This is a genomic window from Kitasatospora sp. HPM-01-4, from assembly GCF_051374625.1.
Taxonomy (GTDB): Bacteria; Actinomycetota; Actinomycetes; order Streptomycetales; family Streptomycetaceae; genus Kitasatospora.
On sequence record NZ_JBPQGP010000004.1, the window covers coordinates 1 to 22,463 of the forward strand.

At 71.5% G+C, this 22,463-nt stretch carries 19 protein-coding genes and 2 pseudogenes; 12 read left to right on the forward strand and 9 right to left on the reverse strand.

What is annotated here, in order from left to right; translation table 11 throughout:
- Positions 1–429: 429 nt before the first annotated feature.
- The 3 genes from ACSMTC_RS00310 to ACSMTC_RS00320 form a co-directional block, all read right to left on the reverse strand.
- Complete coding sequence (locus ACSMTC_RS00310; RefSeq protein ID WP_436557574.1) at positions 430–2,580, reverse strand: sigma factor; 2,151 nt, start codon at positions 2,578–2,580, stop codon at positions 430–432.
- Positions 2,577–2,756, reverse strand: coding sequence for a hypothetical protein (locus ACSMTC_RS00315; protein WP_436557575.1), 180 nt, complete (start codon positions 2,754–2,756; stop codon positions 2,577–2,579). The genes ACSMTC_RS00310 and ACSMTC_RS00315 overlap by 4 nt, the downstream gene beginning before the upstream one ends.
- 334 nt (positions 2,757–3,090) lie before the next feature.
- Entirely contained in the window at positions 3,091–3,675 is a 585-nt protein-coding gene (locus ACSMTC_RS00320) for an ATP-binding protein (protein WP_436557576.1), read from the reverse strand.
- Positions 3,676–3,927: 252 nt separating this feature from the next.
- Between ACSMTC_RS00320 and ACSMTC_RS00325 the strand changes: the two genes are divergently transcribed.
- From ACSMTC_RS00325 to ACSMTC_RS00335, 3 genes are all read left to right on the forward strand, one after another.
- On the forward strand, positions 3,928–5,214 hold the full coding sequence (locus ACSMTC_RS00325) for a helix-turn-helix domain-containing protein (RefSeq protein WP_436557577.1): 1,287 nt from the start codon (positions 3,928–3,930) through the stop codon (positions 5,212–5,214).
- Entirely contained in the window at positions 5,211–5,774 is a 564-nt protein-coding gene (locus ACSMTC_RS00330) for a GNAT family N-acetyltransferase (RefSeq protein ID WP_436557578.1), read from the forward strand. Before ACSMTC_RS00325 ends, ACSMTC_RS00330 begins: the two co-directional genes overlap by 4 nt.
- Before the next feature lie 126 nt (positions 5,775–5,900).
- Positions 5,901–6,578: a helicase associated domain-containing protein gene (locus ACSMTC_RS00335; RefSeq protein WP_436557579.1), complete on the forward strand. Its 678-nt coding sequence runs from the start codon at positions 5,901–5,903 to the stop codon at positions 6,576–6,578.
- A 280-nt stretch (positions 6,579–6,858) separates the two neighbouring features.
- On the opposite strand, the gene tpg is transcribed toward ACSMTC_RS00335, so the two are convergent.
- Both tpg and tap read right to left on the reverse strand, forming a co-directional pair.
- The gene (gene tpg / locus ACSMTC_RS00340) at positions 6,859–7,437 is read right to left on the reverse strand and encodes a telomere-protecting terminal protein Tpg (protein ID WP_436557580.1); all 579 of its coding nucleotides are present in this window, start codon (positions 7,435–7,437) and stop codon (positions 6,859–6,861) included.
- Positions 7,438–7,537: 100 nt separating this feature from the next.
- The gene (gene tap / locus ACSMTC_RS00345) at positions 7,538–10,075 is read right to left on the reverse strand and encodes a telomere-associated protein Tap (protein ID WP_436557581.1); all 2,538 of its coding nucleotides are present in this window, start codon (positions 10,073–10,075) and stop codon (positions 7,538–7,540) included.
- Between the two features lie 206 nt (positions 10,076–10,281).
- Between tap and ACSMTC_RS00350 the strand changes: the two genes are divergently transcribed.
- Positions 10,282–11,655: a DNA-binding protein gene (locus tag ACSMTC_RS00350; protein WP_436557582.1), complete on the forward strand. Its 1,374-nt coding sequence runs from the start codon at positions 10,282–10,284 to the stop codon at positions 11,653–11,655.
- 49 nt (positions 11,656–11,704) lie between these two features.
- A pseudogene (locus ACSMTC_RS00355) lies at positions 11,705–12,418 on the forward strand (TnsA-like heteromeric transposase endonuclease subunit); the annotation flags it as partial.
- Positions 12,419–12,439: 21 nt separating this feature from the next.
- Here the strand turns inward: ACSMTC_RS00355 and ACSMTC_RS00360 are convergent.
- A pseudogene (locus tag ACSMTC_RS00360) lies at positions 12,440–12,862 on the reverse strand (ISAzo13-like element transposase-related protein); the annotation flags it as partial.
- A 66-nt stretch (positions 12,863–12,928) separates the two neighbouring features.
- Between ACSMTC_RS00360 and ACSMTC_RS00365 the strand changes: the two are divergent.
- On the forward strand, positions 12,929–13,255 hold the full coding sequence (locus ACSMTC_RS00365; protein WP_436557583.1) for an ArsR/SmtB family transcription factor: 327 nt from the start codon (positions 12,929–12,931) through the stop codon (positions 13,253–13,255).
- Positions 13,252–14,586, forward strand: a complete 1,335-nt coding sequence (locus ACSMTC_RS00370; RefSeq protein WP_436557584.1) for a cation diffusion facilitator family transporter — start codon at positions 13,252–13,254, stop codon at positions 14,584–14,586. Before ACSMTC_RS00365 ends, ACSMTC_RS00370 begins: the two co-directional genes overlap by 4 nt.
- Before the next feature lie 441 nt (positions 14,587–15,027).
- On the opposite strand, the gene ACSMTC_RS00375 is transcribed toward ACSMTC_RS00370, so the two are convergent.
- Complete coding sequence (locus tag ACSMTC_RS00375; protein ID WP_436557585.1) at positions 15,028–16,230, reverse strand: alpha/beta hydrolase family protein; 1,203 nt, start codon at positions 16,228–16,230, stop codon at positions 15,028–15,030.
- A 331-nt stretch (positions 16,231–16,561) separates the two neighbouring features.
- On the opposite strand from ACSMTC_RS00375, the gene ACSMTC_RS00380 reads away from it, so the two are divergent.
- The gene (locus ACSMTC_RS00380) at positions 16,562–17,467 is read left to right on the forward strand and encodes an IS5 family transposase (RefSeq protein ID WP_436557586.1); all 906 of its coding nucleotides are present in this window, start codon (positions 16,562–16,564) and stop codon (positions 17,465–17,467) included.
- Here the strand turns inward: ACSMTC_RS00380 and ACSMTC_RS00385 are convergent.
- Both ACSMTC_RS00385 and ACSMTC_RS00390 read right to left on the reverse strand, forming a co-directional pair.
- On the reverse strand, positions 17,439–17,927 hold the full coding sequence (locus tag ACSMTC_RS00385; protein ID WP_436557587.1) for a hypothetical protein: 489 nt from the start codon (positions 17,925–17,927) through the stop codon (positions 17,439–17,441). The two genes, ACSMTC_RS00380 and ACSMTC_RS00385, sit on opposite strands and share 29 nt — an antisense overlap.
- Before the next feature lie 129 nt (positions 17,928–18,056).
- Positions 18,057–18,212, reverse strand: coding sequence for a hypothetical protein (locus tag ACSMTC_RS00390; RefSeq protein WP_436557588.1), 156 nt, complete (start codon positions 18,210–18,212; stop codon positions 18,057–18,059).
- A gap of 197 nt (positions 18,213–18,409) precedes the next feature.
- On the opposite strand from ACSMTC_RS00390, the gene ACSMTC_RS00395 reads away from it, so the two are divergent.
- From ACSMTC_RS00395 to ACSMTC_RS00410, 4 genes are all read left to right on the forward strand, one after another.
- Entirely contained in the window at positions 18,410–19,792 is a 1,383-nt protein-coding gene (locus ACSMTC_RS00395) for a sensor histidine kinase (protein ID WP_436557589.1), read from the forward strand.
- Positions 19,789–20,472, forward strand: a complete 684-nt coding sequence (locus ACSMTC_RS00400) for a response regulator (protein WP_436557590.1) — start codon at positions 19,789–19,791, stop codon at positions 20,470–20,472. The genes ACSMTC_RS00395 and ACSMTC_RS00400 overlap by 4 nt, the downstream gene beginning before the upstream one ends.
- A 169-nt stretch (positions 20,473–20,641) precedes the next feature.
- On the forward strand, positions 20,642–21,052 hold the full coding sequence (locus ACSMTC_RS00405; RefSeq protein WP_436557591.1) for a hypothetical protein: 411 nt from the start codon (positions 20,642–20,644) through the stop codon (positions 21,050–21,052).
- A 127-nt stretch (positions 21,053–21,179) separates the two neighbouring features.
- The gene (locus ACSMTC_RS00410) at positions 21,180–22,442 is read left to right on the forward strand and encodes an ISL3 family transposase (protein WP_436557592.1); all 1,263 of its coding nucleotides are present in this window, start codon (positions 21,180–21,182) and stop codon (positions 22,440–22,442) included.
- Positions 22,443–22,463 lie beyond the last annotated feature (21 nt).

Genomic DNA, 22,463 nt, shown 5'->3' on the forward strand with positions numbered 1-22,463 from the left:
CACCTAGGGGTGGTCTGGTAGGCGGTTCTCCGCCATCGGCAGCACGGGGTCACCATCGCCAGCTGTCCCGGCGACCATCCACGCCGGCCCCGGCGGCCGAACGCCTCCGCGAACTCCGCATCCGCGAACAGCCCGCCCAGCTCGTCCCGCACCCGCATCGCCAACGGCGAGGCCCCGCGTCCTGCCGCTGCCCGCGCGACCCGCGCCGTCGCCTCGGGGACCTCAGGCCTCTCTTCCGGCCGCAACGACACAACCCCACCCCCAGCGACCGGGAACGACAGGACCAGCCACTACCGTGCCAGCAGCATCCACACACCCCAGGGCAAGGCATTTGGCCAGCAGATCTCCGGGCCGTCGGCCCGCAGAAAACGCAGCGTCCCCCTGCCCGGTCAACAGGCAGGGGGAACCAGTCGGTTCAGGTGGTGCGGGTCAGAAGCTGCACACGACCAGCCCCGCGGCGGCTCCGCCGGCCCATCCGATGAGGCCGCCCGGGAGCGCTCCGACTCCAGTGGTGAAGTAACCCCCGAGGGCTCCGACGACGGCGCTACCGACGGCCCACTGGTCCACGCACTTGTTCCACTCCGCGTCCTTCTTGAGCTTGTCCTCGTACGCCTTCTTCTCCGCGTCCGAGCAGGTGTGGCCGTTGTACCTGGCACAGGCATCATCGATGTTGTCCGTGGGCGACATCCGCAGGGGCTGCACCTTCAGGCCCTCCGTCTTGCCGGCGGAAGCTTTCAGCGGCGTGCTTCCGGGGAAGGTTCCCGGGCCGAACGTGACCGAGGACGGATTCTCGGTTCCCTCGATCGTCGTGCCTGTGGCGCCTTCGAGGGTCTGGGTGAGGGTGTTGCCGTTGACCGCGAGCTTGAAGGCGTGCTGGACGCCGTTCGTGTCGGTCACGCTGCCCGGCTGCATCCGCATGATGGGGTTGTCCTGGGCGTCGGCGATTTCCGCGCCGGTCGCGGTGGGAGCGAGGTGGGTTCCGGCCGGAAGGTCAAGCTTCGCGCTGGTGGAGGTGGCGGCGAAGGTCTGCACGGCGGGCTTCTGCGCCGGGCTGGTGCTGCTGGTGGGCATGTCCGAGCTGGTGTGTGCGACGTACATCGTGGAGCCCGCCGGGGAGTTGACCACCGGCACGGTCACCGTGGCGTCAGTGGTCCACGGCTGGTGGTCGGTGTCGAACGTCCACGTGCCGGTGACCTGCTTGCCGACAGCCGCGAAGTCGACCCACCCGTAGTTCTTGGCGGGGACGGTGACGACGACACCGTTGATGGTGCTCGAGTCCGACTGGTAGGTGGTCGTCGCCGTCAGCTGGGCGGAGATCATCGCCTGCACGGGAACCGAGACGCCGACCGACGTGGACAGGCCCGACGACAACGACTGCGACCACCCGGAATGGTAGATGGTGGTGAAGACCTGGGTGATCTTATCGGAAGTGTCGTTGTACCAGACCGAGGACGCTTGCACGCGGGGCAGCGCTTCGGGCTGGCCTTCGGAGGTTTCGGTCCATGAACAGGTCGACGTCTGCTTGGAGCACAGGTCGGCGTAGTAGTCGAGCGCCAGGCTTCGGGCCTCAGCCGCCTTCGACGCCGGGATGGTCCATTCCTGGCTCGGGCTGCCGTTGCAGAGGTTGGGGTTGGCGAGGATCCCCCACAGGTGCAGCCCACCGGCGTTGTCCAGGCAGTACTCGGCACCGGTGTTGGCGTCGCGGCGCACGAGGCCGAAGCTGTTGGGCTTTCCGTCGACCGGACGGAAGTGCCACTGCTCGCCGTCCTGACCACACGACTTCTGTGTGGCGAACGAGGAGGCGTAAATACACTTCCCCGAGGACGTGTTGGCGATCTCGAACTGGCCCGGGTCGCCCAGCTTGATCAGGCGGAAGCCGGTGTAGTTGGTGCCTTGGGGGGTGACGGAAATCTGGTTTCCGTCGTCGTTGCCGGTCGCGTTCAGCGTCCCGTCGGTGTTGGTGAAGGTGTAGGAGTCCGTCGCGGCGGCTGCGGGGGTCGTGGCGAGGGCAGGCACAAGCAGGCCCAGGACGACAGCCGGCGCGGTGAGCAGTTTCGCGACTCTACTTATGTGGCTTCTCATGCCTCCGAGACTCGGGGACCGGTGGTTCGCTGAACAGGTCATGGCGACCGGCCATATATGGCCGGTCGTCACCACGGCCGGGCGGCCGCCGCTTGACCTGGACTTATGCCGCCAGGTCGCACTCGGTCCGGGGTGTGCCGCTTCGAAGGCGGCGAACTCCATCCGGGTCCCGGTCCGCTGGCGCCGGCGGGCCTGGTCGATGATGCGGTGCTTGAGGACCGTCCAGGCATACCCGCCCAAGCTGTCCATCCGGAGCATCTGCCCCCACTTGTCCGCCACGGTGTCGAACGTGGCATCTACTGCCTCTTCGGCGTCCGCGTCCGATCCGAGTTGGTGGTAGGCGTAGGCCATGTATTTCTTGCAGACGTGGGAATGGAAGGCCGTGTAGGACATCTGCCAGTCCTGCGGCCAGGAGGTGAACGGGACCGGGCCCGGCGGCACGCGGAACTGTGCCGGGCCCGCGAAGTCGTCCTCCGATGCCGAGTCGGCCCGGGTCACTCCCCCTCCCCGATCTCGCTACCGGTGCCGGCACGGCGGCCACCGGCCGCCAGATCGGCCAGGCCGATCCGCACCCCGGCGCCCAGCAGGCGCCGGAGCAGATGAACCCCATCTCGCCCCAACACCCTGACCGCCACGGCCACTTCCACCAACTGCACGACGCCTTGCTGGGCCACGCGCCCCTCCCCACGGAGTGATGTGAACGCCGCCCCCCGTTCGGCGCGGAAGCAACCGCTTCCACCCTCACAGCGCTCCGGCACGGCCTATCGTGCAGCCCCAGACGGAAAATAATTACGCAAAGTTTTCGGATGATCTCAATCAGTTGATCGTCCTGAAGGTGCCAACTTCGATCGGAGCCGATCGCGCCCAACGCCCCACGTCCCCTTCCGCACCCGGGTAGCCGGCGTCAGACCACCGGCGGCGCCCACGCTCAGGGTTGACGCCCCATCGGTCGACCAGCTCCTCGACCATCACCGGCGACAGCCGGCACTCGGCTCTTGGAAGGTGGTTTCAAGGGCGGGTTGTGCGACCCCGGGGTCTGTTGGTGGGGTGGCGGTAGCCGAGCGGTATCCGGGCGGGTTCGTCGCCCATGCGGGCGGCCGTGGTGTAGTCGGCGCGGACGGCGGCCCGGTGGATGCGGCTGGCGACGGCGGCCATGTCGATGGGGAGCGGCAGGGTGAGCTCCGCCCAGACCACTTTGCCCGTCTGCGTGGGGATCGAGCCCCACTGGTCAGCCAGGGCGGAGACCATCAGCAGACCGCGGCCGGCCACCGCCTGGTCGTCGCCGAGGGCGGCGACCACCTCCGGGAGGCGGGGAGAGCGGTCCTCAACTTCGAAGCGCAGCCGGTCGCCGGCGCCGTCCAGGTGCAGCTGGGCGTGGACGACGTCGGGTCCGGCGTGGCGGGCGGCGTTGGCGAGCAGTTCGCCGGCAACGGCGACCAGGTCGTCCACCGCGTTGTCGGTGACGCCCCAGTCGGTGGCAACGGAGCTGACCACGCGGCGGGCCGGGGCGATGCAGGCCATGCGCTCGTCGGGGTCGGGGTCGGTGGCGGTGATGGTGAGGCGGTATAGCCCGCGCCCGGGGCGCAGCGGCATCAGGGACTCCCGAGGGGTGATGGCGCGTCAGCTTGGTGGTGGCGGCCGTCGTCAGCACGGGGGAATGCTGGCGACGGCCGCCGGCTCGCTGCTGCCGGGCTCTGCGGCCCTGGCGTTCGCGGGCAGGAGTCCAGTTCACCGCCTGGGCGGGGTGGGTGAGGGGACATCCGACCGGACGTTTCACCGGACATTTCGGCTACATGGCCCCGCGATTGGTGCCAGGGTGGGTGCAGACAGCGAAGGGGGTGCGCGGTGGGTGCGCGGACGCTGGCCGAGTTGCGCAGGGCGGCCGGCTTCAACCAGGAGACGTTCGTGACGGCCTTCGGCGCGATGGCGCTGCAGCTGGGTGTTCAGGCCGGGGTGAGTGTGCGTCACCTGCGCCGCTGGGAGTCGGCGGACCCACCGCTGCCGCACCCGGGACAGCAGCAGGTGCTGGAGGCGCTGCTCGGTGTGCCGCTGGAGGAGATGGCGTGCTTCGCCGTCCCGGCCGAGCGGCGCAGCACGGTGGTGGCGGACCATGGTCCTGTGGAGCGCAGGCGGTTTGTGGCCGACGTCGGTGGCACGGTGCTGGGCGCCGCGGTGCTGCCTGCCACCCGGGCAGGTCGGCGGATCGGGGCGGCGGACGTGGCGGTGCTGCGCGCGAACGTCGCCGGCCTGTACGCCATCGACCACACGGCCGGCGGCCGGACCGCCCGCACGGCCGCCACCCGGGTCCTCGGCACGCTTGAGCGCGCCCTGACCGGCCGGACCTACGTGGAGCGAGTCGGGCGGGACCTGCACGCCCTGGTCGGCACCGTGCACTCGCACCTGGGGTGGATGGAGTTCGACGCCGGGCGACCGGCCCAGGCCCGCTCGGCGTGCTCGCAGGCGCTGACCGCCGCACGACTGGTCGATGATCCGCTACTGGAAGTGCGAGCCCTGGACAGCCTGTCGCTGCTCGCGGTCGAGCAGCACCGGCCGTGGGAGGCGGTGGCGGCGGCAACGGCCGCCGGCCAGCTTGCCCAGGTACACGGCGGCCCGCGCGTGCGGAGCGTGGTGGCGTTGCGTCAGGCCCGAGCTATGACTGCTGCCGACGACCACCAGGGCGCCCGCCGTGCCCTGTCCCAGGCCCTCGGCTGGCAGGAGCGCTCCGACCGGGATACCGACGCACCGGCCTGGACCGCGTTCGCCGGGCAGCGGGAGATCGACTACGCCACAGCGGCCTGGCACGTGGAGGCCGGTCACCCACAGCACGCGGTGCCGTTCCTACGCGCCGCCCTCGCCCAACTCGGCGCCGGCTACTCGCGCAACGCCGCGCTGTACCGAGCCCGGCTCGCCGAGGTGCTGCTCGCCGCCGGCCAACTGGAAGAGGCACTCGCCGAGGCGGTCACCGCCGCGACCGCCGCCCAGCACATCACCTCCGCGCGCTGCACGGACCGGCTGCGCGCCGTCGCCCGCACCGCCAGCACCATCAGCACGGCTGCAGCACGGGACGGCGTCGAGCAACTGCGCATCCTCGGCATCACCACCACGACCAGGAGCAGCAGGAGAAGCCGGTGACCGAGGCGCGCGGCGAGGTGGAGGTGCGGCTGCTGAACGGCGAGCAGACCGCCCAGCTGGAAGAGCAGTTGAAGGCGGTGTTCGCCGAGGCCTTCACCGAGCCGCCGTACGGCGAGACCAGCCCGGCCGACGTCGAACGCGCCTTCCGCCGCTTCCGCTCCCAGACCCGCAAGGCCGGCTTCCTCGCCACCGTCGCCTTCGCCCCGGACGGCACGGTGGTCGGCATGGCCTACGGCCACCCGCTGACGGCGACCACCAGGTGGTGGGACACCCTCACCACACCGGTACCCGACCAGCTGCGCCGCGAGACCGGGTCGCGTACCTTCGGCCTGTTCGAGCTGGCGGTCCGACCAGCCTGGCGGCGTCGGGGCATCGCCACCCGGCTGCACGCCGTGCTGGCCGAGGCGGTGGTCAACGAGCGGATACTGCTGAACAGCCGCCCGGAGGCCGCTGCCGCCCAGGCCGCCTACCGCGCCTGGGGCTACCAGTTCGCTGGCATCGCGATTCCTTGGGAAGGGGCAGCGCCCCACCACGTCCTGGTCTTGGGCCTTCGGCCCTGAGCGCCGTCACTCCTTCTCCGGCTTCTCCGGCTCACCAAGGGTCCAGCCACTGACTGCGGTAATCGGACCGCGCCACGTCGGCAAGGCGTGGGCGGTGCGGCCGGAGCGATAGGTCACGTCCGCCATGTGGAGGAACCGCTGGTCCGGCCCCCGCTGCCGGCGGCGACCGCTGTCGGCGGCCTCCTCCAGGTGCCGGAGCTGCGGGCCGCGGCGCAGATGCCGGCCGGGGAGCAGGGTGCTTTGTCGCCGGAGCGGCGCCGGGCGCTGGAGGAGATCGACCCGTGGTGGTGCCCCACCTGGCCGATCACCTGGCAGCGCGCCTACGCCACCGCCCGGCAGTGGTGGCTGGACACCGACGGCCTGGTCGACTGGACCCGGCTGCCCGCGGACACGGTGTTCGAGGGCGAGCAGCTCGGCCGCTGGGCGTGGGCGCAGCGGGCCGGCTGGCCGGACCTGGAGGAGGACCAGCGGGACCTGCTGACGGCGATCGGCATCGAGGCCGACGCCGGGCTGGTGGCCGCCAAGGCCGCCGCCGAGGCGAAGCCGAAGGTGTCCCGCACCGACCGGTTCGCCCAGGGCCTGGCCGCGCTCGCCCAGTTCGTCGGGCGCGAGCGGCATCCCCGAGTGCCCCGTCCGCACAAGGAGCCGGTGGAGGCCGTGGAGGCCGGCCCCGGTGGCGAGGAGCAGGTGGTCGTGTCGCACTTCGCCCTGGGCACCTGGCTCAACAACCAGAAGGCCCGCCGGGCGAAGCTGACCGCGGGCCAGCTCGCGCAGCTCGCCGAACACGGTGTCGAGTGGGCGTAGCGGGGCGACTCAGTCGCCGCTGCGGTGTTGTTCGTGATCGGCGCGACGCCGCGTCGCCCCGAGAAAGTGCCGGAAGGCCGTCACCCTGCGGGTGTCGGCCTTCCGGTGCCTCGGTCGTGAGGGAGTGCCGGTATTCTCGGTCTGTTTCCGGGTCAGGGCTGGCTGGGGCCCGATCCGCTGTGCAGGCCCCGGGTGGAGTTGGCAGCCCGGGTCGTGTCCGGCGTCTCTCCCCGGGTCCATGCGTTCATGAGCGGTCGTGACGTGAGGGCGGATGGTGCTTCTACAACTCGACGTCCATCCAGGCGACGTCGTTGAGCTCGACGTCGAGGCCGCGGGCGCGGTGGCCGTTGTCCTTGAAGTAGTGCTCGCGCAGGCCTTCGGCGAGGATCCGTTCCTGCTCGGCCTGGCCGGCTCCGGCGTCCCGGGCCGCGTACAGCTTCTGGGCGACGTCGCCGGGCATCTTGTGGGTGATGGTGCGGGGGCGGGGGTCGTCGGTGGAGCCGGCCGCCGAGCTGTAGCCGAAGGTCGCCTGGATGTGCAGCATGAACCCCTTCGTCTCGGCGTCGCGGCGCACCCGCTTCTTCACCCGCGGCTGCCAGGCCGTCCGGACGGCCCGCTCGATCTTGGCGGCGTTGGCCTTGGTCATGGGGATGTCGCCGGTCAGCTCGCCGTCGGCCACGGCCTTGAGGGCGTGGGTCCAGCGCTGGGCGGTGCGCACGGAGACACCGGCGGCCCGGGCGAGCTTGGCGGTGTCGTTCTTGGCGACCTTCTCCCACAGGAAGCGCACCCGGGTGTTGAGGTGTACCGGGATGGGGCGGGTGCGCTCGGCGCGCTCCAGGCCCTCGTCGATCTCCCCCACGGGGCATCAGGTCCTTCCTGCCGTCTCGGCCGGGACGGCGTCGTCGTGGTGATGGTGGTGGGCGGCCCGCCGTGCGGGTGCCGGCGGGCCGTACGGGGGGCTACTCGTCGGCGGAGACGACGCCGCCGGTCTTGATGTGCCGGGCGGGGTTGGCTTCGTCGGCGAGCAACTCGGCGATCTCCGTCATCGGCCTGCTGCCCTCGAACTTGACCATCCCGGGGCTGACGCCGAGGCGCAGGGCGGTGGTGAGGGTGGCGTCGGTCTTGGTGAGGATGTCGAGGGCGCCGGGGCCGGGTGAGGCGAAGACGGCGCAGTCGGAGAGCACGGCGAAGGCGTGCAGGCTGGTGTCGGCGGCCATCTTGCGGAGTTTGCGGTGGAGGTTGACGGTGGCGGTGTCGATGACGAGGGCGCGCATCAGCGGGTCCCAGGTGGGGCGGTCCAGGGCGGCCCAGCGTTCGCCGGGTTTGTAGCCGTGGCCGCGGGGGCGTTCACGCATCTTGCCGATGGTGCCCTTGGCGGTCTGCTTGATCGCGTGCAGCACCGCGAGCTCCGCTGGGTCGCCGGTCGTCTTGACGGCAGTCATGGCGTCCAGGAACGCGAGCGGGTCGGTGTCGGCCAGGTCCTGCGGCACGCCGAGGGCGGCCATGGTGTCCAGGTACGCCTGGCGCAGGTGCTTGTGCCAGGGGTCGAGGTAGGGGCCGTGCTCATGCCGCAGGTACGCCTCCGTCGGCTGGACCTGGGCGCCGAGCTCCACCGCGTACGCGACCTTCACCGTGCTGTACCAGGCAGGTCCCGTCGGGCGGGAGCCGTCGGCGGTGAACGGCGACGGGAGCAGCGGGTCGGTCTCGACATGGGAGAGGTCGGCCCACCAGGAGCCGGGGATCCGCTTGTCGAAGGCGGGGTTCGATACGTGGACCGGCGGTCCCAGCGGCAGGGTGAGGCGGCCGGCGGCGGCGAGGAAGGCCATGTTGACGTCCAAGCCGACGCCGTACAGCGCCGTGCGCTTCTCCTCCTCGGTGAGCTCCCGGAACCAGTCCCACGCCTCGGTCACCAGCTCCTGCCCCGGGCCGCGGCCTTCCGCGAGCGGGTGCACGTCCGGGACCTCCGGCGGCGCTGGGTCGAACGCCGTCTTGGGCCGGGAGCCCTCCACCGGCCCGGACGTCCAGCCCGCTTCGGTGCGCACTGCCCGGGTCGGCGGGCGCAGTGCGGTGACGAGCTCGAGGCCGGAGACGGCGGTGGAGCCGCGCGGGGTGAGGATCCGGGTGGCGTAGGTGCCGAGCAGCCGGGCCAGGTCCGGGGCGGCGAGGCCGTCCGGGATCTGCCAGCCGCCCGAGGCGAGCGCGCCCCAGCCCGGGATGCACAGCTGCACGCAGACGCGCTTGCCGTCCTCGGGGGTGCGGTAGACCCGCGCCCACGGCCCGAGGCCCCGATGGGTAAGCAGCCAGCCCGCCTTCTCCAGGGCCTTGACGGCCTTGTGGGTCCTCGCCAGCTGCCCGAGGCGCTGGACGAACTCGCGCTTCTCGTCCCGGCCGAGCGGGGGCAGGCCGAGCTCGGCGAGCGCGGCGTCGGTAAGGACGACCAGGGGGTCGCCGTCCTTGCCGTGCCGGTGCAACCTCGGCGAGCCGAACTTGGTCTCCAGCGCCCACTCCACGACATCGGCCAGCGTCCGGCCGGACGGGGCGGTCGGCGCCACCGTGCCGTCGGCGAGGTAGGCCACCAGGCCCTTGCCGGTCGGGGCGACGTCCAGCACCGCCAGGGGACCTGCCGGGAAGCGGGCTGACGCGGCCTGCTCCCAGTCGGCCGGGCCTTCGGCCGCGGCCGGCTTCTTCGCCGGAGCCTTGCGCGCCCGCGACGACGCCACCGGACGCGAGGACGTCGCCGCGCGGCGCGGCGCGACCGCCGGGCCGACGGTGGGGGCGACCTCGCGGGGCGCAGCGACCGAAGCGACCGAGGGAGCCGGCTCGGCCGGGGCGGCAGGCTCGGCTGAGGCCTGTGGAACAGACCGCTGCTGCGCGACGGTGGGCACGGCGGCCGGGACGGGAGGGCGGCAGAACCCGCCCAGATGCATCGGGTGGCCCTGGGCCCGGTAGACCGACGGCTGCCCGCACTGCACACACGGCTCCGGCGCCACCATCAGCAGCGAGCCGTCCGGGTTCTGGTCCAGCATCACCACCTGCGCCGTCGGCGTGGCTGGAGCGCTCTGCTCCGGCGTCGGCGCGGCCACGAACGCCTCCGGCGCCGTGCCCAGGGCAGCCGGGGAGGCGGCGGGCTCCGGGACGTCGGTCTGCCGCACCGTCTCGGCCGGGACCGGCGCGGACGCAACACCGCCGTCGCCGCGTACGAGGCCGGCGGCCTGCGCGCGGCGCAGCCACTCGGCAGGTTCCACAGTGCCATGCTGGAGCGCCAGCGTCGCGAGGAATCGGATGTACACCTCGCGCTTGGGCGGGCGGGGCTCCGTCGTCCCGGCCTCCCACCGCACGATCGTCTCCCTGCGGGTCTTCAGCGCCGCGGCCAGCTCTTCCTGGGTGTAGTCGCCAGCCTTGCGCAGCCGCTCCCGCTCGGCCGGGACCGGCAGGTCGTCCACCGGACGCGGCCGGGCCAGCAGCGCGTCGATCGACGCGAACAGGTCGTCAGTCACAACCTCACCTCTCACACCACACACCCTAGCGTGAAAGTCACTTCTGGATCGCACATTTCAGCGCACATTCACCGGGTTGAGGCAGCACGAAACCATCCGTTGACGGGAACGGCTTGTCACCAGGGCCCGAAGTGGGAAGTAGGAACTTGCCGTCATGACTTGCGGCTCTTCGCCAGGCTGGGGTCATGGCTTCCGGGATCTTCCGTGTGTCCCCTCTCGCTGGGGAGACGACCTTCTCGCTTCTTGGCCGGGTCGCTGCCCGCTACGGCGTGGACAGCGCTGCCGTGCTGACGCGCTGGCAGTGGCGCGGCCACCGTCCGCGGCACGAGAGCGGTGCGCAGCGGGCGGACGCCGAGATGCTGCTGGACGGGGCAGGGCAGCGGGTACTGGCCGGGCTGTGCGGGGTCGGCGAGGAGGTGCTGGGGCGGGCGCTGCCTGCGTGGGGGCTGGCCGACGAGAAACTGACGACCGCGCGGGCGGGCGGGAACGGGCCACAGGCAGCATGGCGGGTTGGCGGTGCGGGAGTGGGGCCGGTGGCGTTCGGGTACCGCTCGTGCACGGCCCGGCGCACCGGAGCGCCGGTGCGGGTTATGCGGTACGCGCAACGGTGGGAGCGGGTGTGTACGCGGCACGGGCGGTGGCTGCTGGACGCGGACGCGGACCAGACGCTGGAGTTCCTGGACGTGCGCGGCCTGCCGGAGGTGGTGGCGGCGCAGCGGCGTTGGGTGCGGGTGGCTCGGCGTGCGGTGCGGGCGGGGGTGGGGCCCGGGGAGGTGTTTGCGGTGGCGTATGCGGTGGTGTGCCGGTGGTGGGATCTGGCGTTGGAGTGGCCGGATGAGCGGGTGTGGCCGGCTCGGCTGCACGCCCTGGCGGGCGGGGACGCGAGCGGGGACTTTTGGCGGTGGCGGGCGGTGGCGCGGGATGCGGCGGTCTTCCCGGAGGTGGTGGAGGTCGCGCGGGCGCTGCTGGATCCGGTGATGTCCGAGTTGGTCTGGCGGGACAGCGGGGCCGGGCGGCCTCGGGCGCTGCCGGCGGACGGGGCGTTCTGCCGCCGGCTGGGTGAGCGGGTGGGGCGCCAGTGGCTGGGGCCGCTGGCCGCGGTCGACTTCGGCGGGCCGCTGATCGCCTGGATGGGTGCGGTGATCCGCCGGCGCCGCGGCGTGGCCGTGCCGCCCGGTCAACGGGACGGTCTGTGGTGGGTGCGCCGGGAGCTCCAGCCGCCGAGCATGGCCGCGCAGCTGCGGGCGCTGACGAAGGACGCGAGGCTGCCGGGCTCGGGGACGGTGTGGCGCTCGGCGGTGGAACCGGAGCAGCGGATGCTGATCGGCAGCTTGCTGGACGACACGGAGGAGCAGCTGCTGCAGTTGCGTGGGGCGCAGCGGGGCAGCAGCGCGGAGGCGGCGGAGCGGCTGTTGAAGGGGATCGGCTCTGCGGCCAGCCGGTTGCGGGAGGCGTTGCGGGAGGTCGCGGGGGCCGCGGTGGAGGCCGGTGTGCGGGTCGAGGACGTCGCCGCGTGGGCGGGGTTGTCCCCGAGCGCGCTCGCCGAGGTGCTCGGGGCTGGTGGCGGGGCGGGGCGGTAGAAGGGGGTCTGACGGGCCGTTGGGCCCGGGGGCCGGGTGTGGAGCGGCGATGGGCGGGCGGTGGCGGGCTCGGGCCCGCTGGGGTGTGGGTCCGGGTGAGAACGCGGGCGCGTGTGGAGCGCTCTACCGCACCAGATCACGGGGCGGGGCGGGAACGGGGAAAGCCGTCCGCGTGGGCGTGTGTGGCGGGTTGGCTGAGAACGTGAGCGGCGTGGACGGTTGGGCCGGGTCGGATGGGTCCGCGGGCCCGGTGGATGTGGATGGGCGGGCGGGGTTCGAGGCGGTGTTCCTCGATCCGGTCGGCCAGGAGGTGCGGCAGCGGTGGGAGGACGTCTGCGTGGCGGTGGCTTTCGAGGACCTTGCGCCGGTGTCCGCCTTCCCGGTACCGCCCGGGAGGCGGTGGGGGCCGGGGCTGTGGTGGTCGGCGACCACCGGGCGGCACGTGGTCGCCGGGTCGAACGCGATGCGCGCCCAGCTGATGGTCCTGGACCGCGACCCGCAGGTGACAGGGCTGGCAGGGCGGCCGGTGCGGCTGGTGTGGCGCGACCGTGGGGGCTCGGCGCGCTCGTGGGTGCCGCAGCTGTTCGCCCGGTACGCGGACGGCACCGCCCTGCTGGCCGACTGCCCGGGGCATGCGGAGGCGGGCGGTGAGCGGGCGCTGCGTGCCGCGCAGGCGGTCCGGGCGGCGTGCGACCTGGTCGGCTGGCGCTACCGGCGCCTGGAGCCGCTGGATGCGGTGTTCGCGGCGAACCTGAGGTGGCTGGCCGGCTACCGCCATCCCCGCTACCAGGGCCGCGACGGTATCGCGGCCCACCTTCCTGCCCTGGGCGGCGAGCTCGTCCGCGAGGCGGCGCAGCGACTTCGTCGTCCACGTCAGCGGCCTCATCGGATCACCCTGTGTGCTGTCCTCGACCAGCTCCAGCAGGGCCGACACCAGTCCCGGGTCTTTCTGTGCCAGGGCCGGGCGCCCGGCCCCCGGCCGCCGGACCCGCCCGTCCGGATCCCCTCCCGCATCGAGTTCGGCCAGGCCACGGTTGACGCAGCCCGTCGAGACCCCCGCGGCCCGCGCCACCGCGGCGATCCCGCCGTGTCCAAGCTGCCGGGCCTCCGCGCCGTACAGGATCCGGCGCTGCCGCTCGTTCAGGTGCGGGGTCACCGCCTCGAACTTCGCCCGTAACGACTCCATCGACCCATCAAAGCGACCCATACCACATCAACGAGTCCAACTTCCGTAAGCAACCCACTAATTCATCGACAGCCCCCCGATCGGCACGTGCTGGTCCCGGCGGCGGCGTTGTTCCGTTCCCTGGGCGACCCGGCGCGGCTGGCGATCGTGCGGCACTCGGCCGAGGGCGAGGCGCGGGTGGTGGACCTGGTCGAGCAGTTGGGCCTGGCGCAGTCGACGGTTTCGGGGCATCTGGCGTGCCTGCGCGATTGCGGGCTCGTGGATTCCCGGCCGGTCGGTCGGGCCTCGGTGTTCACCCTGACCCAGCCGTCCTTGACCGCCCTGCTCGCCGCGGCCGAGCAGATACTTGAGGCCACCGGGGAAGCAGTCGCGCTGTGTCCCGCCTACGGCACCGCGACCGGAGAACTCGCGTGACCGCCCCCGGCGCCCTCGCCATCGAGCCGACCGCTGCCGAGCCGACCGCCATCGAGCCGACCGTCGCCGCCGCCGAGCCGACCGCTGCCGAGCCCGGAGGCTGTCACTGCGAACCGGGCTGCGCCGACGCGTGCTGCCGACCGCCGGTCGTGCGGGACGCCGCCTGGCATGCCGCCGCGCGCAAAGCCAAGCTGCTGTCCTGGTTTTCCCTGGGCTACATGGCGCTTGAGGGCACCGTGGCCATCATCGCCGCGATTCTCGCCTCGTCGGTGGCGCTGCTCGGCTTCGGCCTGGACTCCGTCATCGAGGGCCTGGCCTCGGTCATCATCGTCTGGCGATTCAGCGGCAGCCGGATGTTGTCCGAGACCGCCGAGTCCCGCGCGCAGAAAGCCGTCGCCGTCACGTTCTTCCTGCTCGCCCCCTACATCGCCTACGACGCCGTCACCACCTTGGCCGCCGGCGACAAGCCGTCGACCAGCTGGCTTGGCATCGCCTTGTCGATCTCCTCGCTGATCATCATGCCGCTGCTGGGCCGCGCCAAGCACCGCCTGGGCGCGGTCCTGGACTCCGGCGCCACCAGCGGCGAGGGCACCCAGAACCGCCGGACTGGCCGTCCGCGAAGGCATCGAAGCCTGGCGCGGCGAGGAATGCGGCTGCTGACACCGCGGGGGGGTGGCGTCCGGGTGGATCTGCCGCCGGAGACGATGAACAGCACGGGAAGGCCCGGCAGCGGCGAGCCCTCGTTGGTGCATCCAGACGATCACGCGCACGCTGCCAGGCAACTGCGTTCCTCGATCCGGCCCTGCCCCGGCGGTTGGGAGGTGCGCGCCGCATCGCCGGCGCCGCCTAAGGGCCGGTATAGAACAAACCGTCGCCGCCGGTACGCCAGCGGCCCCAGGACCGTGTCGGGCTGCTCCAAAACAGCATTTCACGGCCCTTGGCAATGCGCGCGGCCCAGCCGGGCCACGCAGATGCACACGATGCATTTGTCGCGTCGATCCGGCGCGGCGGGAGATCCGGCCGCCGGAAAACCCGCCTGCCTGACCACAGTTTCTCTTCATGTTCGACGACGCAGGCGTCCCCGCCAGATGGATCTCGCAGGCTGCGTGCCACTGGCCATCCCGTCCTGTGAAGGCGTGCATGCGCGCGCTGATCGGACTTGGCCCCGTGGCGGTCACAGTCGGCGTTGGAAAGACGACGCTCGACTACCTGCCGCAGCCGCTGACCGGAGACGGCGCGCGGTATCTGCTGGCGGCCATGATCGCAATCGCCTCCGGCACGACGGTTGCCCTGATCGCGGTAGCTGCCCGACGCCGCATGAGCCGCGCTGAAGCCGCTGGCGTCAAAAGACAGACCGGCGAGTCGTTGGCAGAGACCACGGCGGTCTTGCGCAAGTGATGCGCGTCTCTGGACGATCCGGCGGCAGGTCGCCTTGTCGGCCGGCCGCACTTCGTCGTGACGATGTGGTGGTCGGCGGCCTGGTCCGGCAACGCAGCCCGGCGGTTACTCGACTCGTCCCAGAACCACCTCGACAGATCGCTCGGCGGTCCCTCACCCTGGCGCGGCGTCGAATCCTTCCACACACGCCGGACCCGACAAGAGCCTCGACTGAAGCCACCCACCCGCAGGACCTGAACTGACTCACCGCTCGGTGAGATCACCTCAGTGAGCTCCTTCAAGGCCGTGGGGCTGTGCGGAGATGGGCCGCCATCCCCACGCCCTGAAGGGGTCTATCGCGCGTTCATAGGGCCATTCCGCGGCGGGAACCGCGCCTACGGCTGGGCCGCGACTTCGGGATAGGCCGGCGAGTTCCCGTCCAGCAACGGCTCTGGCATTCCCTTCAGGGTTTTGTCGAAGAAGGCTGTGACGTAGTCGCGGGTGATCTGCAGGCTCCGGAAGCCGTCCAGGGTCTGCCCGGGCAGCGACACCCCCGCGTCCTCGGCCAGAATCGAGAAGTCGCTGAACGAATTGTGATTCTCCCCGGACACCGCGAACCAGCGCTTGTAGCCGGTCAGGGACCTCCAGCTGTCGTTCCAGGTCTGGTCCCCGCCGCCCTCGGAGTGTTCGCCCTGCCCACCGAAGAGCATGAACGACCGCCCGCCGAGGGCCCCAGACGGGATCGCCGGCAAGAACGTACCGTCGAGGTTCACACCGGCCTGAATCCGCGGGTCGTCCTGCATCGCCGCGGCTGCGGCGGCTCCGCCGATCGAGTGCCCGGCCATGCCGATGCTGCGCTTGTCGATGAGGTGACTCAGGTCCCAGACATGCCCTCCGGTCAGCTGGTCGACGACGAACTTCACGTCCACCCCGCGGTCGGCGATAATCTGCGCGGCCAACGCGTCGGTAACCTTGGCCTGGAGGCAGAGGCACGGCGCGATGCTGCCGTCGGCGAGCTGCTCGCCGCTGTCCTCGTACGGATGCCCGACCAGCGCCACCACATAGCCGTGGCTGGCGAGCTCAGTCGCCAACGCGGTCAAAGTGCCCCTCGGATTCCCCAGCCCCGGCGACAGCACAACCAGCGGGAACTTGCCAGGCGCGGCCTTGGCGCCGGTGAAGGCGTTGGTCCACATGGCCGTGATCTCCTCCGGGGTGGTGCTCCCGAAGCCGTTGGGCTTCAGGCGAAGGGCCACAAAGTTCTGCGCCTCACCCAGGCTCATGTAGGGCGCCGGCTGCCCGGTCTCCCAGTGCGCCGGGTAGAACATCGAGACAGTCAGCTGCCGGAATCCCGCCGACGGCATCCACGGGTCCAGCCGACTGGTGTCGGTCAGGTGCAGCACGTCCTCGCCGGCCGCGTACGGACCGGTCGGTGCCGGCAGCGCGTACTGAGTGGCGGCCTGTGTGGTGGCCGATGTGACGGAAATCGAACCGGCGTGCGGCGCCTCGGCGAAGGCCGCGCCGGTCCCGGCGAGAACAGTGGCGGAGACAGACAGAGCAACGATCGCGGAGGCCGCCAGGCGGCGTCGGTTAGTAAGCATGCTTCGAAGCTATGATCTGCCATCGTCGGCACGAATCCGCCCACGGATGTATCTTCCCGCGGGCGCCTCTTCCAGGGGCCTGATTCTTCCTGAGAAGCAGGGGCCTCGCCCCGCCGAATGAGGCCCCTGACTTCAGAAGCGATTCCCAAAGCGAATGGCACACCTGCTGATCGAACTGTCGCGCGTGTTGACCTCGTTCGGGTGATCGGTCGCTGATCGAGGCATAGAGAAAGGGCCTCCTGCACAGCTCGGTGATGTCTAGTCAACTGAGCATCAGGAGGCCCTGGTGTCCCACTGTGGCGTGCTTGCCCCGTCCACGTCTACTTTCGGCGTGTCGCCGTGCGACTGCCTCGCCCACCAGTTCGGCAACGCCGCCGACCATCCGGACCGCACCCGCCGCTACCCCTCCGACCTGACCGACGCAGAATGGGCCCTGGTCCGGCCGCTGCTGCCGGTCCCGGCCTGGATGAACGGACGCGGCGGGCGCCCCGAAGGGCGCTGCCACCGTCAAATGATCGACGCTGTGCGCTACCTGGTGGCCGAGGGCGTGCGCTGGGCGAGCCTGCCGACCGACTTCCCCAAGTGGCGGGCTGTGTACCGGTTCTTCCGCCGCTGGCGCGACAACGACCTGATCAAGGAGCTCTACGACCGGCTGCGCGCCCGCCTGCGCGAGCTGGCCGGCAGGAAGGAGGAGCCCACCGCCGCGATCATCGACTCGCAGTCGGTGAAGGGCGACGCCACCGTGCCCGCCGCCTCGCGCGGCTACGATGCCGGAAAGAAGATCAACGGCCGCAAGCGGCACATCGCCGTCGACACCCTGGGCCTGCTGCTGGTCGTGATGGTCACCGCGGCGTCCGTCAGCGACCGAGACGCCGGCCGCGACCTGCTGCGGCGCCTGCGCGCCCGGCACCGCGCCATCACCCTGGTCTGGGCCGACGGCGGCTACACCGGCTGGCTCATCGGCTTCGCCTGCACCGTCCTCTCCCTCGCCCTGACCATCGTCAAGCGCCCCGACGACGTGGCCGGGTTTACCGTGCTGCCGCGCCGCTGGGTGGTCGAACGCAGCTTCTCCCACCTGATCCGGGCCCGCCGCCTGACCCGGGACTACGAGACCCGCACCGACAGCGCCGAAGCCATGCTCTGGTGGGCCGCGAGCATCCCCGCCACCCGGCGACTGGCCCGCCGGGGTGCCCCCGCTGCCCGCCGCCTCAGCCGGCCCGCCCCGGCCGCGGCTTGAACAACCCCGGCCCGTCCTCGCTCAACCACCCGCGCTCCACCAGCCGCTTGGCACGGAACCGAGCGGCCTGCTCTCGCGCGTCACTGGCCCGCCAGCCCAGATGATCGCGCATCTGCCGGGCCCGCACGCCGCCCCCGCCACCGGCCGCGTCGTCCTCGACCAGCGCCACGATCGCCGCGCAGTCGCCCGGCAGCACCGCAAGATCCAACCCCCGACGCCACGGCGGGACTTCGACCCTGGCCGCAACACCACCCGCAGCCTCCGCCACCGCGGTGTCCAGCACGCCCGGCACGGCGGCCAGGGCATCGACGACCTCCTCGCGGGCGACGGCCGCGCGCCGCGCGGACTCCTCCGCCTCCAGCACCGCCACCCGGACCCGTTCCAGCTCGGCGCGCAGCTCCTCCACCCGGGCCTGCGCGGCCCGTTCGCGTTCCTCCAGCAGCCCCAGCACTGACGGCATTCGCCACCTCCGCACACAGCGAGCGTGAACACAGCGGATCCAGCCTGCCTACCCGGCGACGACTACATGCCTGAACAGCTAAAACTTGAAGCTACGTCCGCTTTGAGAATCGCTTCTCAGCACCGCGGATCAGCCGATGACCGCCTGGGCGTCGACCTCCACCAGCATCGGCAGGATGGGGCCCTTGCGCACGCCCTGGGAGAAGTTCCACGCCGGGGCGGGGGCGCCGGCGTCAGCCGAGATCGCCTTCACGGTGTCCAGCAGCCGCGGCAGCAACTCCAACACCTGCCAACTGCTGAAGTATGGTCAACCGCCTGCCCGTCAACGCAGTTGATCTCGTCGCCGAAGATCACGTTCGGGCCCGGCAGGAGCCCAAGGGCAGAGTCTTGCCAGGCCCGGCGGCGGGAAGCACAGGCGGTGCCGGAGGCTGCCGACGCGGCCGGATGTCGGACCGTCAGCGAAGGTGGGCAGCCGGGAGACGCGTGTCGCGAAGATCGATCATCGGTGCATTCGTCATGACCACGAACCTAGGAACGGACCACGATCCACCGCGTCGGCCGGCGGATGTCACCTCTTCCCAGGCCATCGGCCCGGGGGCGTATCCGGCGTACATCCCCGGGGCGACGCGCAGAGCCGACGCCGCTGAATACGATCTCCGTATGGAACAGCTTCTCCAGCGTCTCTCGACATCGAAGCGCGTGACCTGGCTGATGTCACAGGCCGTGGTGCTGGCCACCGCCTGCTTGTACGCGCTGATTCTCGCCTTGACGATGCTGCCCAACTGGGCGCAGTACGACGGCCTGTTCCGGTTCCCCCACCTCGGGGGCTTCCAGTTGCTCGGTCTCTGCGTCGTGCTCGCCCTGCCGGTTCTGCTGGTGCGCCGTCTGCCGGCGGCGGTCTTCGCGGCGGTCCTGGGCGAAGCAGTCCTCGGCGACGCCTTCGGCGCGCGGCCCTTGATCGTGTTCGTCCTGCTCGTCGGCTTGGGCGGGTACCTCGCCGTCCGGCGGCCCAAGGCTGCCGCCGTCGGCTCCGTCGCGGCCGTCGCGGCCGCGTTCGTCAACTGCATCCACGACCGCGAGCAGACCGTCGGCGACGCGGCACAGTGGGCCGGACAGTTCGCGTTGTGGTTCGCGGTCGCGTGGGTCTTCGGCGGGGTGTATCGCAAACGCCGTGAATACCTCGAAGCCCTGCAGGAGCAGACCGCGGCCCGCGTCGTCATGGCCGAGCGGCTGCGGATCGCCCGCGAGCTGCACGACAGCGTCGCGCACAGCATCGGGATCATCACGGTGCTGTCGGGAGCGGCGGCGCGGGTCGTGGAGACCAAGCCCGAGCAGACGCGGCAGGCGCTGACGGGCATCGAGACCACCAGCCGGGAGACGCTGCTGGAGCTGCAGCGCATGCTCGGGGCGCTCCGCCGCGCCGAGCCGGACGACGCCACGCCGCAGGCCGCTCCGCTGGCGCCGGCCGGCAGCCTGGCCGACGTCCCGCAGCTCGCCGAACGCACGGCCGGCGCCGGGGTGCGTGTTCATGTGACCTGGCGGGGCGAGCGGCGTCCACTGCCGCCGGAGATCGAACTGTCGGCGTTCCGGATCATCCAGGAGTCGGTGACGAACGTGGTGCGGCATTCCAGGGCTCGGACGTGCCGGGTTGCGGTCGGTTACGAGCCGGAAGGAGTGACGATCGAGGTGGTGGACGACGGGGACGACGGTCTTGGCGGGCCGGGCCGTCCGAGGCTCTCCGCGGCCGGCGGGAGCGGCTTCGGCCTGCTCGGCATGCGCGAGCGGGTGACGTTGCTGTCCGGCCAGTTCAGCGCAGGCCGGCGTCCGGAGGGCGGATTCCGGGTGACGGCGAGGCTCCCGGCATGACCGTGCGGGTGCTGCTGGTCGACGACCAGCCGCTGATGCTGCTCGGGCTCGGGATCCTGATCGGCGACACCGACGACCTGGAGGTGGTCGGCCAGGCCGGCGACGGCCGCGAGGCGGTGCGCCTGGTGCGTGAACTGCGGCCGGACGTCGTGGTGATGGACATCCGGATGCCGGGCGTGGACGGGATCGAGGCGACCCGACAGGCGACCGCCGAGCCGGACCCGCCCAAGGTCTTGGTGCTGACGACCTTCGACCACGACGAGTACGTCTACGGCGCACTGCGCGCCGGGGCCAGCGGATTCCTGCTCAAGAGCATGGCCCTGGACGCGATCCTGGAAGCGATCCGCGTGGTGGCCGCGGGCGACGCGCTGATCGCGCCGAGCGTGACCCGACGGCTGATCGCGGACTTCGCCGGAACATCCGGCCCTGCGGCCCCCGAACCGGACGCCGGGCCCGCCGCGGACACGAGTCCCATCGCGGGGATCACCGACCGGGAACGCGAGGTGCTGGCACTCATCGGACAGGGACTGTCGAACACCGAGATAGCCGAGCGGCTGGTGATCAGCGCGGCGACCGCGAAGACCCATGTCGCGCGTCTGTTCGCCAAGCTCGAAGCTCGGGACCGCGTCCACCTCGCGATCATCGCCTTCGAAACCGGCCTCGTGCCGCATAGAGGGTAGGGGCCGACGGTAGGAACAGACGGTAGGAACAGACGGTAGGGGCAGGATCAGAAGAACGATCGCGACCACGAGTCCGCCGCGTTCCGGATACGCCGGCACACCCCTGGTCGCAGCAGGATTGGGCTTCGGGGACTATCTGTCGCTCGCGCCGGCGCCGCCGGAGGCCCGGGTGGACGGCCGGCCGGTGCTGCTGATCCCGGCCCGTACCGCCGACCTCGGTCCGGACGCGCTGCCGACGGGCTACCAACGGCTGCCGACGATCGTGCACGACGCGGCCGGGCCCGAATCCGGCCAGCACGCCTGCCCCTTGAAGCTGGCCGTCGCCGGGCCAGGTGACCCCTGGGAGGACGCCGTCACCGCAGTACTCACCGCGCTGTGCCGCCCCGGCGGCGCGCGCATCGCCGAGGCCGCCATCCGCCACTGCCTTGCCTTCGAACCGGAGGAGGGCCTGGCCGTATTCACCACCCGTCTCGCCCTGAGCGCGCTCGACGCCGCCGGCCCAGAAGCGCCCGCCGCCCGAAACCTGATCGAGCAGCTGTCCAACCGAACAGGTGAAGGGCGCCCTCGCCTGCACCGGTGATGTGCTCGAAAACAGGCTCTTCTGCTCCATCTGTGGGTCGGTGCGGAGCGCCTGACACAGCACACGCCGTCCCCTGTGCAGATCTTGAGGTGTTGAGGCCCGAGATCGGTTGCGCAGGGAGAACGGCGTGCGGTTCACCACGGTATTGAAGTCGCTGGTCGGATGCGAGCAGGCGGTGCCGGAGGACGCCTGGTTCGATGAGGAAGCGCAGGTCATGGTGGTGGCGGTGCGTCCGCGGTCCCGGGCGCGTCGCCGGTGCGGGATCTGTCGCAGTCGCTGTCCGCGGTTCGATGCCGGGGCAGGACGCCGGCGGTGGCGACACCTGGACGCGGCAGGGCTGCAACTGTTCCTGGAGGCCGATGCCCCACGTGTGTCGTGCGAGCGGCACGGGGTGGTGGTCGCGGCGGTGCCCTGGGCCCGGCACGACGCCGGGCACACGCGCGACTTCGACCAGCAGGTCGCCTGGCTGGCCACCGAGTGCTCAAAGTCGGCCACCGCGCAGTTGATGCGGGTCGCCTGGCGCACCGTCGGCGCGATCCTCACCCGCTACCAGCGTGACGCGGACGCCGGGATCGACCGCCTCGCCGGGCTGCGGCGGATCGGCGTCGACGAGATCTCCTACCGCAAGGGCCAGAAGTACATGGCCGTGGTCGTCGACCACGACACCCGGCACGTGGTGTGGATGGCCGACGGCCACGGCAAGGACGTCCTGCGCTCGTTCTTCGACGCCCTGGGCGCCGAGCGCGCCCATCGGCTCACGCACCTCAGCGCCGACGGCGCCGAGTGGATCGCCGACGTGGTCGCCGAGCGGGCCCCGAACGCCGTGCGCGCCATAGACCCCTTCCATGTAGTGGCCTGGGCCACCGAGGCCCTGGACGAGGAGCGCCGCGCGAGCTGGAACCGGGCCCGCCGCCAGGCCGCGGACCCGGACCTGGCCCGCAGGCTGAAGCACTCCCGCCACGCGCTGTGGAAGAACCCCGAGGACCTCACCGAGCGGCAGAGCGCGAAACTCGCCTGGATCGCCGCCAACGACCCGCGCCTGCACCGCGCCTATCTGCTCAAGGAAGGACTACGCACCATCTACCGGATCGCCCGCGCCGAAGGCGTCCACGCTGCCGTCGCCGCGCTGGACCGCTGGCTGTCCTGGGCCAGGCGCTGCCGCATCCCCGCCTTCGTCGACCTCGCCCGCAAGGTCCGACGCCACTACGACGCCATCCTGCACGCGATCGTCGAGGAGCTGAGCAACGGGCTGATCGAATCCACCAACACCAAGACGCGCCTGATCATCCGACGAGGGTTCGGCTTCCGCAGTGCCGAGGCCGTCATCGCGCTCGTCATGCTCTGCCTCGGCGGCAACCGCCCCGAACTGCCCCGCCGCCAAGTCGCCTGATCACACCCACAGGTCCAGCAG